At 57.2% G+C, this 12855-nt stretch carries 13 protein-coding genes; 9 read left to right on the top strand and 4 right to left on the bottom strand.

From position 1 onward, the window contains the following. Window positions 1-3: 3 nt before the first annotated feature. The gene (glyQ, locus tag H0S68_RS00135) at window positions 4-918 is read right to left on the bottom strand and encodes a glycine--tRNA ligase subunit alpha (RefSeq protein ID WP_020824663.1); all 915 of its coding nucleotides are present in this window, start codon (window positions 916-918) and stop codon (window positions 4-6) included. A gap of 270 nt (window positions 919-1188) precedes the next feature. Here glyQ and H0S68_RS00130 point away from each other — a divergent pair, with 270 nt between their 5' ends. Further along, entirely contained in the window at window positions 1189-2529 is a 1341-nt protein-coding gene (locus H0S68_RS00130; RefSeq protein ID WP_410529070.1) for an MFS transporter, read from the top strand. 18 nt (window positions 2530-2547) lie between these two features. Here the strand turns inward: H0S68_RS00130 and H0S68_RS00125 are convergent, their stop codons facing one another. Next, window positions 2548-4536 (bottom strand): autotransporter outer membrane beta-barrel domain-containing protein, encoded by a 1989-nt coding sequence (locus H0S68_RS00125; protein ID WP_261287481.1) that lies wholly within the window; start codon window positions 4534-4536, stop codon window positions 2548-2550. A gap of 197 nt (window positions 4537-4733) precedes the next feature. Between H0S68_RS00125 and H0S68_RS00120 the strand changes: the two genes are divergently transcribed. The 8 genes from H0S68_RS00120 (at window position 4734) to ghrB (ending at window position 12246) form a co-directional block, all read left to right on the top strand. Then, window positions 4734-5300 (top strand): DNA-3-methyladenine glycosylase I, encoded by a 567-nt coding sequence (locus H0S68_RS00120; protein ID WP_046374820.1) that lies wholly within the window; start codon window positions 4734-4736, stop codon window positions 5298-5300. Then, window positions 5297-5731: an N-acetyltransferase gene (locus H0S68_RS00115; protein WP_170868541.1), complete on the top strand. Its 435-nt coding sequence runs from the start codon at window positions 5297-5299 to the stop codon at window positions 5729-5731. Before H0S68_RS00120 ends, H0S68_RS00115 begins: the two co-directional genes overlap by 4 nt. A gap of 267 nt (window positions 5732-5998) precedes the next feature. Beyond that, window positions 5999-6661: an OmpA family lipoprotein gene (locus tag H0S68_RS00110; protein ID WP_020824658.1), complete on the top strand. Its 663-nt coding sequence runs from the start codon at window positions 5999-6001 to the stop codon at window positions 6659-6661. Between the two features lie 128 nt (window positions 6662-6789). Further along, on the top strand, window positions 6790-7824 hold the full coding sequence (locus H0S68_RS00105) for a LacI family DNA-binding transcriptional regulator (RefSeq protein WP_020824657.1): 1035 nt from the start codon (window positions 6790-6792) through the stop codon (window positions 7822-7824). Window positions 7825-8009: 185 nt separating this feature from the next. Continuing rightward, window positions 8010-8762 carry a sugar phosphate isomerase/epimerase family protein gene (locus tag H0S68_RS00100; RefSeq protein ID WP_410529069.1) on the top strand — a complete coding sequence of 251 codons (753 nt, stop codon included), beginning with the start codon at window positions 8010-8012 and terminating at the stop codon, window positions 8760-8762. 5 nt (window positions 8763-8767) lie between these two features. Then, a complete protein-coding gene (locus tag H0S68_RS00095) occupies window positions 8768-9727 on the top strand; it encodes a sugar kinase (RefSeq protein WP_046374822.1) in 960 nt (319 codons plus the stop codon). A gap of 109 nt (window positions 9728-9836) precedes the next feature. Continuing rightward, window positions 9837-11105: an MFS transporter gene (locus tag H0S68_RS00090; RefSeq protein WP_020824654.1), complete on the top strand. Its 1269-nt coding sequence runs from the start codon at window positions 9837-9839 to the stop codon at window positions 11103-11105. Window positions 11106-11271: 166 nt separating this feature from the next. Beyond that, window positions 11272-12246, top strand: a complete 975-nt coding sequence (gene ghrB, locus H0S68_RS00085; RefSeq protein WP_128864791.1) for a glyoxylate/hydroxypyruvate reductase GhrB — start codon at window positions 11272-11274, stop codon at window positions 12244-12246. Between the two features lie 47 nt (window positions 12247-12293). Here the strand turns inward: ghrB and H0S68_RS00080 are convergent, their stop codons facing one another. Together H0S68_RS00080 and H0S68_RS00075 are read right to left on the bottom strand one after the other, a co-directional pair. Beyond that, window positions 12294-12581 (bottom strand): type II toxin-antitoxin system RelE/ParE family toxin, encoded by a 288-nt coding sequence (locus tag H0S68_RS00080; RefSeq protein WP_020824652.1) that lies wholly within the window; start codon window positions 12579-12581, stop codon window positions 12294-12296. Further along, window positions 12571-12819, bottom strand: a complete 249-nt coding sequence (locus H0S68_RS00075) for a CopG family ribbon-helix-helix protein (RefSeq protein WP_410529068.1) — start codon at window positions 12817-12819, stop codon at window positions 12571-12573. The genes H0S68_RS00080 and H0S68_RS00075 overlap by 11 nt, the downstream gene beginning before the upstream one ends. Window positions 12820-12855 lie beyond the last annotated feature (36 nt).

Below are 12855 nucleotides of genomic sequence, written 5' to 3'. Positions count from 1 at the left end.
CTCTTAGTTCTCGTTCTTTTTGCACATTGGGAAGCCCAGCGCTTCGCGGGAAGCATAGTAGGCCTCGGCAACGGCTTTGGTCAGCGTGCGGATACGCAGAATATAACGCTGACGCTCGGTCACCGAGATCGCCTTGCGCGCATCCAGCAGGTTGAAGGTGTGGCCGGCCTTCAGAATACGTTCGTAAGCCGGCAGCGGCAGCGGTTTCTCCAGCGCCAGCAGCGATTGGGCTTCTTTCTCGTACTGCTCAAAGCAGGAGAACAGGAAGTCCACGTCGGCGTATTCGAAGTTATAAGTGGACTGCTCCACTTCGTTCTGGTGGAACACGTCGCCATAGGTGGTCACACCCAGCGGGCCGTTGCTCCACACCAGATCGTATACGCTGTCCACGCCCTGGATATACATCGCCAGACGTTCCAGACCGTAGGTGATCTCGCCGGTGACCGGTTTGCACTCCAGGCCGCCAACCTGCTGGAAGTAAGTGAACTGCGTCACTTCCATGCCGTTGAGCCAAACTTCCCAGCCCAGGCCCCAGGCGCCGAGCGTCGGGTTTTCCCAGTTATCTTCCACGAAGCGGATGTCGTGAATGGTCGGATCCAGACCCAGCTCTTTCAGCGAGCCCAGGTACAGTTCCTGAATGTTGTCCGGCGATGGCTTAATCACCACCTGGAACTGATAGTAGTGTTGCAAACGGTTCGGGTTTTCACCGTAGCGGCCGTCAGTCGGACGGCGGGACGGCTGCACGTAGGCGGTAGCCATTGGCTCCGGCCCCAGCGCGCGCAGGCACGTCATCGGGTGAGAGGTTCCCGCGCCGACTTCCATGTCCAGTGGTTGAACGATGGTGCAGCCTTGGCGCGCCCAATAGTCCTGCAGTGTCAGGATCAGGCCCTGAAAGGTCTTGGTATCAAACTTTTGCATGTTGAATTCGCACGCGATACAAGTGGATTTAAATGGGATGGGCCAGTATACCCGTTGACCGTAAGATATACAGCCAGAATCCCGCAACAAGTGTGAATCATCAAAGAAGCGCGGTCTTTTCGCGCACTAAAACGGGGCAAATGCCCCTCTGTAGCGCCGTCTCAGCGTCATAATCCCCCCAATTCCCCCAATTCCCCGGCCAGAAGGCGTCACTCAGGCTGGCACCAACCTTGCTAGCGTCCTGATATCCCCCTTTCAGGAGATTCGCTGATGACAACCGCCTTAACCGACAGCCGCTATCGTTACCGCATTTTCGCCATGGTGTTCTTCATTGCACTGATCAACTACGTCGATCGCGGCGCACTGTCCTTCGCCGCCAACGATATCTCCCATGAATTCAACTTCAACAAGGCGCAGCTGGGCGCCGTGCTGGGCTATTTTGGCTTTGGCTATTTGTTCGGTTCGCTGTGCGGCGGTTTTCTGGCCGACCGTATCGGCACCAAAAAAGTCTGGCTGATCGCCGGGGCGCTGTGGTCGTTGCTGGAAATTGCGACCGCCTGGGCTGGCGAACTGGGCGTGGCGCTGTTCGGCGGTTCCGCCATTATGGGGTTTGCCGCACTGCGGATCATGTTCGGCTTTGCCGAAGGTCCGGCCTACGCGCTGATGAATAAAACCATCGCCAACTGGGCGCCGCGCAAAGAGCGTGGCTTTTCGCTGGGTATCGGGTTGCTGAGCACCCAGGTGGGTTCGCTGCTGACCGCGCCGCTGGCCGTGGGGTTACTGCTATTGACCGATGACTGGCGCAGCATGTTCATGCTGCTGGGCCTGTTTTCGCTGATCGCCATTTTGCTGTTTGCCCGTTTCTTCACCGACACGCCGCAGGAGCATCCTGAAGTCAACGCCGCCGAATTGGCCATCATCAGCGCCGATCAGGAAGCCGATAACGCACAAGCACCTCTGCCATGGTGGGCGTTTTTCACCAACCGCACGCTGGTATTTAACGCGCTGGGTTACTTCTCATTCCTTTACGTCACCTTTGTATTGGTGACCTGGGGCCCCAAATACCTGCAGGATACTTTTAACTACGATCTGCATTCGCTGTGGTACGTGGCGATGATCCCGTGGAGCGGTGCCTGCTTCACCGTGCTGCTCGGCGGCCGCATCGCCGATGCGCTGTTGAAACGCTTTGGCAACCTGCGGCTGGCGCGCAACCTGTTTGCGGCAGTCACCTTGTTGCTGACCGCCACCTGCTTCGTCTTGATCCCCTTTATGAGCACGCCGACCGAAATCATTTTGTTGATGACGCTGGGCAATGCGCTGAATGCACTGGTCAATAACGTGTATTGGTCGGTGGTGATAGACGTCACGCCGAAAGCTTCGGTGGGGGCTTACAGCGGCATGACGCTGGCGATCGCCAATATTGCCTCGATCACCGCGCCGATGCTGAGTGGTTGGCTGGCACAGCATCACGGCTATGGCGCCATGTTCTTCGCCACCGCCGTGGTGTCTTTCTGCAGCATGCTGTGCATGACGCTACTACAACCGGAAAAAAAGATTATGGCAGATATCACGCTGCCCAACCGCCCAGGTGTGCAGCAAACGGCCCCCTAAGCGATCGGGCATCGACACTCAAAAACGGGCGCTGACCCCGACGTTATACATAAACTGTTCGCCACTGCTCAGGCCGCCGGTCTGAGAAACGGTGGCGAACGCCGCCACCTGATCGGTCAACGGCATATTCGCCCCCAGCGTCACATCCACCCAGTTTTTATCCTGGCTGGCGCTGTCGCGAGTGAACGAAGTCTGCGTGGACTTCAGGCCACCGCCGGCACGGTAAACGTCATCACCAAACTGATGCTGATAGCTCACCTCGGCATAGGGATTAAACAGGCCGAACTTGCTGTCCAACCGCCAACCTAACGCACCGATCTGCGAATGGTAGGTCTGATCGTTAAAGCGCATGGCGGTGCTGTCATTGCCGTCTTCGCTGTAACCGGAAACGTTGCTGTAATCCCAGGCAAACTGTGCCATCGGTCCGGTGGTCAGGTAAGAGGTGACGGGGAAATCGTAACCGGCGGTGATCCGCGCCCCCCACTGCTTGCCGTCGGTGCTGCCGGTTTCGGTACGGGTTAACGCCCCAAGCTGCATGCTGCGGCGAATATCATCGTAATTCATCGTCGCATAGTGCAAATCGGCATTCACCCAACCGTTTTCAAACAGATCAAGGGCGGTAAAGGCGGAAAATAACAGGCCACGCGCTTTGTAGTCGTAGCGGCTGGAGGGCTGTTGATCGTCATTGGAGCCGGAAATCAGCGCGCCGATCAGCCAGCCGTCGGTCAACTGGTAATCCACCCCTACCGTCAGATTATGAGTAGTGGCATTGCCGTCGCCTGCCGCCAGATTGGAAGAATAATCATAGTGTTGCCCGGCATAGCCTCCGAACACGCCCAGCGATCCTTGCGGGTTTTCGCCACTGCGCAGCTGTTGAAAACGGCTGTCGAGGGTAGCACGGCTGTCACGCGCCATGGCCGCCGTCGCCTGATTCAGCGCCACCACCTGCGCAGGACCGTCGAGCACCGCCTGAATGTAATCGGCAATCAACAGATGCGCCTGCGGGCTGGGGTGGAAATGGTCGGCGAACAGGTAGGCCTGGCTGCTATCAAAACCCGGCATGGTAGAACGGCACACCGCAGAGGAGACGCCCGGCGGACAGGCCATGCCTGCGGTATTGGTAAAGCCAAACTGCGCCGGGTTGGCAATCGCCTCGCCAAACAGTTTGTTCACGTCAACCCGGACGATGTTCCCGCCCCCCTGCGCCAGCAGGTGGTCTTCGCTTTGGTTATAGAAATCGGTCAGTTGTGCCGCCTGCGCGCTGAGGCTGTCATAAGCGGCTATCAGCTGTGCGGCAATCGCCTGCTGCACCTGGGGGATCGCGCTGCCCTGCGCCGCTGCCGCCGTCAGGGCCCGGTGGATAGCCTCGGCACGTGAAGCGTTATCCGGCGTGGCCAGCGAATTCAGGGTGGCGTAGGCCGCCTGAACCGCTGCGTTTTGCACCGGCGTCAACGCCTGCTGGATGATCAGCTCCATCAACTGCGGCGTGGAACCAATATTCGGCACCGTCGGCACGATCACCGTACCGGCACCGGCATTCAGCAATGAATGAACCTGCGCGGCCGCCGCCGCTGCGCTGTTGTAGGCTACGCCCGGCGCGGTCGTCGGGTTTAATGCCGCCGCCGCCAGGTCGTTGCCGCCAATCCAGTGTATATACAGGCCATCGCCGTCAGCCCGTCCATTGACCTGACCGAGGTAGCTCTGCACCTGATCCTGCGTATTGTCCGCCGGGTTGAGTGCCGGCACCGCCACGCCCCCGCCGGCGGCGTAGTTATTGCCGCCATCGTCCGAAGCCACTAACGCCGCGCCGATGCGTTGCGCCAGTACTTCGTCGTATAACAGATGTTTATTGCTGTCGTAGGTAAAGCGGCCATTGTTGCCGGTATCGCTCAGACTGTCGCCGAAGACGTAGAGTTGGTCATAAGCCAGCACCGGGGTCGTCATACTGCATAATATCGCCACTGCAAGCACCGCCGGGCGGGGCAGACAGGTTATTTTAAGAGGCATGAATAGACTCCTGAGAGCCAGCAAATGAAGGAAAATACGTTTTTATCATTGGCCTTTTTACCTGCCGGCCATCTAGTAAATATTGCTGGCTTTTCCCCCACGTCAAGCCGACTGATGATAAAACAATCAGGGGCTTGCCAAGTTCACCACTTCAGGTAATGATTACTGTAAATAAACACAGCACAAGGACAGTCAGTATGGCCAATGAACGTTGCGGTTGGGTGACGGCGGATCCGTTATATCTCGAGTATCACGACAAGGAATGGGGCGCACCAACCACCGATGCGCGCGAGCTGTTTGAAATGCTATGCCTTGAAGGCCAGCAGGCCGGGCTGTCCTGGATCACCGTGCTGAAAAAGCGTGAGAATTACCGGCGCGCCTTCCACAATTTTGATCCGCAGCGCGTGGCCGCTATCGATGAACAAGAGATAGCCGCGCTGTTGCAAGACAGCGGCATTATCCGCCACCGGGGCAAAATTGAAGCCATCATCGCCAATGCCAAAGCCTATCTGGCCATGGAAGCGGCCGGGGAAGATTTTGTCACTTTTATCTGGTCATTTGTCGACGGCGAACCGCAGCTCAACAGTTGGCAGCAACTGAACCAGGTGCCGGCGAAAACCGAACGCTCGGACGCGATGTCCAAGGCACTGAAAAAACGCGGTTTCAAATTTATCGGCTCCACCACCTGTTACGCCTTTATGCAGGCCAGCGGGCTGGTGAACGATCATCTCACAGGATGCCTCTGCTACCCAAAGCCGCAGTGATCCGCCCCTGCCACCCGGCAGATATGGAGCGGTTAATGGCCTTGTGGTTGCCCAGCACCATTGCTGCGCACCCGTTCGTCAAGGAAAGCTACTGGCAAGAAAGCGCGACGCTGGTGCGGGAAAACTATCTGCCGCGAGCGCAAAGCTGGGCCTATTGGCATCAAGGGGAAATCGTCGGGTTTATCAGCGTGTTGGATCAACGCTTTATTGGCGCACTGTTCGTTGAACAGGCCTTTCACGGCCATGGCGTAGGACAGGCGCTGATGGCGCACGTACAACAGCGCTATCCCCAGCTAAGCCTGGAGGTGTATGAGCAAAACCTGCGCGCCTGCGCGTTCTACCACAAGCTGGGTTTTCAAGTGACGCAGCGTCTGTTTAACGAAGAAACTCAGGCCTATACCTTAATCATGAACTGGCCGTCCGCAGTTTAAATCTTGTCACTTCCGGCTAAAAAAGGCGCATCCCGCACCGGGATGCGTTCAATTCAGAATCCGCTGCATGGTATTCCCTCGCTTTTTGCCGGATAACAGGCTCAAGCCCGTTATCCGCTTATATTTTGTCACGTTTTTTTCCGGAACTGCCGGAAAGTATCCGCGTCATAGTAGCGCCTCGGCACGTCTTGGCATGCCGACAACGGTTTTTTAGCGCCCCCAAATTGGATTGGCGCACCCAGATTCTGATGCCACAAAGGAAAAAAGATGAAAAAACGCATTGCGATTATTGCCGGCGCGGTGAGCGTGGCGCTCACGCTGTCAGCCTGTACCACCAACCCGTACACCGGGGAATCCGAAGCCGGTAAATCCGGTATTGGCGCAGGCCTGGGCGCCGCGCTGGGTGCCGGCGTTGGCGTGCTGTCCTCGTCGAAAAAAGACCGCGGCAAAGGCGCACTGATCGGCGCAGCGGCAGGTGCAGCATTGGGCGGTGGTGCCGGCTATTACATGGACGTGCAGGAAGCCAAGCTGCGCGACAAAATGAAAGGCACCGGCGTCAGCGTTACCCGTCAGGGCGACAATATCGTGCTGAACATGCCGAACAATGTCACCTTTGACAGCAGCAGCGCCACCCTGAAACCGGCGGGTGCCAACACCCTGACCGGCGTTGCCATGGTACTGAAGGAATACCCGAAAACGGCGGTTAACGTGGTCGGCTACACCGACAGCACCGGCTCCCGTTCACTGAACATGACCCTGTCGCAGCAGCGTGCCGACGGCGTTGGCAGCGCGTTAATCACCCAGGGCGTGGCGGCTAACCGCATTCGCACCACCGGGGCAGGTCCGGATAATCCGATCGCCTCCAACAGCACGGCAGAAGGCAAGGCGCAAAACCGTCGCGTCGAGATCACCCTCAGCCCGCTGCAATAATCCCGAGCGGGGCACAATGCCCCGCCATTTTTATCCTGTCGATCCTCTTCCCTTATCCCATTCAACATTCCCGGCTATACATTCTGTGTGATAGTCTCCTTGGCAATTAACCTCAGGGGAGATCGGTTGTGAGCAGTGTTAAGGCAATACGCGCCTCGGGGCGGGCCACCATCAGCGATGTGGCGAAAACCGCCAAGACCGGTAAAACCAGCGTATCGCGCTACTTGAATGGTGAGCAGCACCTGCTTTCTGACGATCTCAAACAGCGCATCGAGCAGGCTATCCTCCAGCTCGACTACCGTCCAAGCCAGATGGCGCGGAGCCTGAAAGGGGGACAGACGCGGCTGATTGGCCTGATCATCGCCGATATAACCAACCCCTATTCGGTGGACGTGATGCGCGGCATCGAAGCCGCCTGCCGTCAGCACGGCTTTACCCTGCTGGTGTGTAACACCAACAACGAAGTCAATCAGGAACAGCACTACCTGCAACTGCTCAGCAGCTACCGGGTAGAGGGCATTGTGGTCAACGCCGTTGGTATGCGCGAAGAGGCGTTATCGACGCTGCAACAATCCATGCTGCCGATGGTACTGATCGACCGAAAAATTCATGATTTCGCCTGCGATGTGGTGGGCCTCAACAACCACGAAGCCGCGACGACCGCCACGGAACACCTGCTGCAACAGGGTTTCGAAGCCATTTTGTTTCTCAGCGAGCCCATTGGCACGGTCAATACCCGCCTGGAGCGGCTGCACGCGTTTAACCAAACCATGGCGCAACATGCCGGTCTGTTGGCCGAACAGGCCGAAGTTCCGCTGAACGACGTCAAGCTGCTGGAAGGGGTGCTCGGCGACTTCAATACTCGCCATCGCGGCATGCGCAAAGCGGTGATTTCCGCCAACGGTGCCCTGACCCTGCAGGTAGCGCGCGCCATGCGTCGACTGGGTATCCAATGGGGCAGCGATATCGGCCTGCTGGGCTTTGACGAACTGGAATGGGCCGAACTGGCCGGCGTAGGCATCACCACGCTGAAACAGCCGACCTATCAGATGGGCCACGCCGCGCTAGAGCAACTGGTGCAACGCATTCAGGGTCTGGATACCCCCATCAGCGAGCAGATGTTCCCCGGTGAACTGATCGTGCGCGGTTCCACCACCCGATAATCCCCCCTTCTTTCCCGCTCAGGGCGCGACATACGGCGCCCCAGCCACATACTCCTCAGACTATTTTTTGCTCATGTTCGTGATTGCGATCATATTTTTACACTCTGTCGCTTTCGCCTGGAACCGGTACCATTTAACGTGTGGTTAACAGCAGCGGTGGGATAACGCCACCTCAGGAGCAAAAAATGACAAGAGAAATTATCGTGGTGACCGGTGCCTACGGCACCGATACCGTCCAACAGCTCGGCGGCCAGACCGCATTATTGCCGATCATTGCCGATGCCGGCGCCGACGGTGTAGAGATCCGCCGCGAACTGTTTTCTGCCCAGGAGCTGGAAAACCTGCCGGCACTGGCTCAGGCCATCGAACAACAGCAGCTGTTTGCCGTTTACTCTGCGCCTGAGGCTCTGTTCACTCCACAACATACGCTCAACCCGAACCTGCCGGCACTGCTGGCGGAAGCCCAAACGCTGAACGCGCGTCAGTTGAAACTCTCGCTTGGACATTACCAGCCGGGCTTCGACTTTACCGAACTGAAAGTGGCACTGGAGCAACATCCGGTCAGCCTGGTGGTCGAGAACGATCAAACGCCTGACTGCGGGATTTTGTCGCTGCTCAACGCCTTTTTCCACGCCGCAGAAGATAACCGTCTGCCGGTCAGCATGACGTTCGACATGGCCAACTGGCACTGGGTGGGGCAAGACGCCTTCGCCGCCGCCGATCGCCTGGCCCGCCACGTCAGCTACGTTCACGTTAAAGCCGCAACTCATAGCCTGAAAGGCTGGCGTGCCGTGGCGCTGGATGGCAGCGATGGCAAATGGCGCGATCTGCTGACTCGCCTGCCGCTGGACGCACCACGCGGCATTGAATTCCCACTGCAAGGTGACAGTCTGGAAGACGTGACCCGCTACTACGTTAACCTTTTGCGCGCGGAGTAAACATCATGACAACGCTGACTACCGCGCATCGCGCGCAACTGGACGTCGTCACTCTGGGTGAAGCCATGGCGATGTTCGTGGCAACCCAAACCGGCGATCTGGCGGAAGTGGACAACTTCACCAAACGCATTGCCGGCGCCGAGCTGAACGTCGCAATCGGCCTGGCTCGTCTGGGGCTGAACGTCGGCTGGGTCAGCCGCGTCGGCAACGACACTTTCGGCCGCTTCACCCTGCAGCAGTTGAAAAAAGAAGGCATCAACGCCCAGCAAGTGACGGTGGATGCTAATTATCCGACCGGTTTTCAGATCAAATCTAAAACCTCCGATGGTACCGATCCCAGTGTGGAGTATTTCCGCAAAGGCTCGGCGGCCAGCCACCTGTCGGTCGACGACTTCAACCGCGATTACTTTGGTTCCGCACGCCACCTGCACCTGAGCGGCGTGGCGGCAGCGCTGTCCGGTCAATCGCTGGCGCTGTGCAACCACGCGGCGCGCGAGATGCGGGCGATGGGCAAAACCATTTCATTTGACCCCAATCTGCGCCCGGTGTTGTGGTCCAGCCAACAGGTGATGATCGAGCAGCTGAACAAGCTGGCGTTTGCCGCCGACTGGGTGCTGCCGGGGCTGAAAGAAGGGCAAATTCTTACCGGCCAGTCGACACCGGAAGGGATTGCCGATTTTTATCTGGAGCGCGGCGTACAGGCGGTGATCATTAAAACCGGCCCGGACGGCGCCTGGTTTAAAACCGCAGCGGGCGATCAGGCGGCGGTAGCCGCAATCAAAGTCAGCAATGTGGTGGATACCGTAGGTGCAGGAGACGGCTTTGCCGTCGGGACCATCAGCGCCCTGCTGGAAGGCAAAACGCTGAAACAGGCGGTGCAACGCGGCAATAAAATCGGCTCGCTGGCCATTCAGGCCATCGGTGACAGCGAAGGGTTGCCGACCCGCGCGGCACTGGCTGAATAAATATAACAAAACAATATCAGTTAATAGCCTTCTCCGAACGGCTGATGTCTCTGGCCCTACAACCAGATCCGCCGGGAGAGCACCACGACACCACTGAAGGAATCTGAACATGACCAAAGCGACTATCGCGGCTAAACGCTGGTGGTACATCATGCCCATCGTGTTTATCACCTACAGCCTGGCCTATCTCGACCGAGCCAACTTCAGCTTTGCCTCGGCGGCTGGCATCAATGACGATCTGGGCATCACCAAAGGCATGTCATCGCTGCTGGGGGCGCTGTTTTTCCTCGGCTATTTCTTTTTCCAAATCCCGGGGGCGATCTATGCCGAACGCCGCAGCGTTAAAAAACTGATTTTCTGGTGTTTGATCCTGTGGGGCGCCTGCGCCTCGCTGACCGGCATGGTCAGCAATATCCCGATGCTGGCGGCCATCCGTTTTATCCTCGGCGTGGTGGAAGCCGCGGTGATGCCGGCAATGCTGATTTACATCAGCAACTGGTTCACCAAGTCCGAACGTTCGCGTGCCAATACCTTCCTGATCCTCGGTAACCCCGTCACCGTGCTGTGGATGTCGGTGGTTTCCGGCTACCTGATCCATGCCTACGGCTGGCGTGAAATGTTCATCTTTGAAGGCATTCCGGCGGTGATCTGGGCCTTCTGTTGGTGGGTGCTGGTCAAAGACAAACCGGCGCAGGCCAAATGGTTGAGCGATGACGAAAAGCTGGCCCTGCAGCAGCAGTTGGAAGAAGAGCAGAAAGGCATCAAGGCGGTGCGTAACTACAGCGAAGCCTTCCGCTCACGCAACGTGATCCTGCTTTGCGTCCAGTACTTCGCCTGGAGCATTGGCGTGTATGGCTTCGTGCTGTGGTTGCCTTCTATCCTGCGCAGCGGCATGGAAATGGGCATGGTGGAGGCCGGCTGGCTGTCGGCGGTGCCTTACCTGGCGGCGACCATCGCCATGATCCTGGTGTCCTGGGCTTCGGACAAAATGCAAAACCGTAAGCTGTTCGTCTGGCCACTGCTGCTGATTGGCGCGCTGGCGTTCTTCGGTTCTTATGCCGTAGGCGCCAACCACTTCTGGATATCTTATGCCCTGCTGGTGATTGCCGGTGCGGCAATGTACGCCCCTTACGGGCCGTTCTTCGCCATCATTCCCGAGATGCTGCCGAAAAACGTCGCCGGCGGTGCCATGGCATTGATCAACAGCATGGGCGCGCTGGGTTCCTTCTTCGGTTCCTGGTTCGTCGGTTACCTCAACGGCGCAACCGGCAGCCCGGCAGCTTCGTATATGTTTATGGCCATTGCGCTGCTGGTGGCCGTGGTGGTGACGCTGATCGTCAAGCCCGCTCGCAACGAGGCTCACCCACAACTGGCTTAGTCTCGTTATAATTTATTTTCTGTTGAATATACCCAATGGATTTCAGGCTGCAGCCAGGCGACAAACGAACTTCCCCCAGGCGCTGACTTAAGTAAGTCACTGGGGGAAGTTCGAGCAGTTAACAACGCTGCAGTCTGAAAGACGAAGGGTATTGCTGGAGTAAGTGATGAAGCCTTCTATCGTGTTATACAAAAGCATTCCCACCGATCTGCGTGAACGACTGGAACAGCACTTCACCGTGCACGCCTTCAACGGGCTAAACCCGGAAAACCGCGATGAGTTGCGCCAGGCGCTGCAACAGGCAGAAGGGATCATCGGTTCCGGCGGCAAAATTGATGAGGCTTTCTTGCAGCAGGCCCCCAAACTGCGCGCGGCTTCAACCATTTCCGTCGGTTACGATAATTTCGACGTTGACGCGCTTAATGCCCATAACGTGCTGCTGATGCACACCCCAACCGTGCTGACTGAAACCGTCGCCGACACCATCATGAGCCTGGTTTTGGCGACAGCTCGTCGCGTGGTAGAAGTAGCCGAACGAGTGAAGGCCGGCGAATGGCAAGGCAGCATCGGGGCAGACTGGTTTGGCGTTGACGTGCACCACAAAACTATCGGCATCCTCGGCATGGGCCGTATTGGTCTGGCGCTGGCGCAACGCGCTCATTTCGGCTTCGGCATGCCGGTGCTGTATAACGCCCGCCGCACTCATGAAGAAGCAGAGCAGCGTTTTAATGCCCGCCGCTGTGACCTGGATACCCTGTTGGCCGAATCCGATTTCATCTGCATTACGCTGCCGCTGACCGACGAAACTTTCCATATGATCAGCCGTGACCAACTGGCGAAGATGAAAAAGAGCGGTATTCTGATCAACGCTGGCCGTGGTCCGGTGGTGGATGAAGCGGCACTGGTTGAGGCGCTGAAAAACGGCACTATTCATGCCGCCGGGCTGGACGTGTTCGAACAGGAACCGCTGCCGGTATCTTCACCGCTGTTGACGTTGCCAAACGTGGTGGCGCTGCCGCATATCGGTTCTGCGACCCATGAAACCCGTTATGGCATGGCCGCCTGCGCCGTGGACAACCTGATCGCCGCGCTGACCGGCAAGGTCACAGAAAACTGCGTTAACCCGCAGCTACTGAAGTAGTAACTTTCATGGGTGCCAGTAAGCAAGAAACTGGCATCCATGCCAAATCACCAACACCTTTTGGGCGGACGCCTGCGCATATGAAATATTCTCAGGATATGTATTTCATTGTTTTTAATTCTGTACGGGATCAGGTACGGGAAGGTTTTCATCACAATTTCCCGGGTGCCCATCACCCTGCCTGCCCTGCCGAGGGCCGGGTTTGAAACCAGCAAATTCACTAAGCGAAAAACCTCCCTGGCAAACTCTGTCGCAACCTGAGGACTCTCTTGATAAAACCAATCATATTCGTCATCAAAATTGCTTGCGGCTTTCCTTAGCCATTTAATTTTCATCGTTAACAATCACCCCCATCTTCTTGAAGCGGGCTCCCATTTCATCGTCAGAAACAAAATCTCCCTGATCCGCCTCAATAATTGCCTGCTGAGTTTCAGCAATTTGCCAGGCTTCACGGTTAATAAAATCTCGGATGGCCTGCCCGGCCAAAAACGATTTAGTCCTGCCGGTCGCTTTGGCCAAAGCTTCGAGCTGCTCACTGAGATCTTCCGATAGTCGAACGGACATCACGCTCATAGATCACCTCACACTACAATGTATACATTGTAATAT

The organism is Serratia sp. AXJ-M (genome assembly GCF_046531865.1).
Taxonomy (GTDB): domain Bacteria; phylum Pseudomonadota; class Gammaproteobacteria; order Enterobacterales; family Enterobacteriaceae; genus Serratia; species Serratia liquefaciens.
The sequence above is the reverse complement of the archived record's forward strand: the minus strand, read 5'-3'. Positions and strand labels throughout refer to the sequence as shown.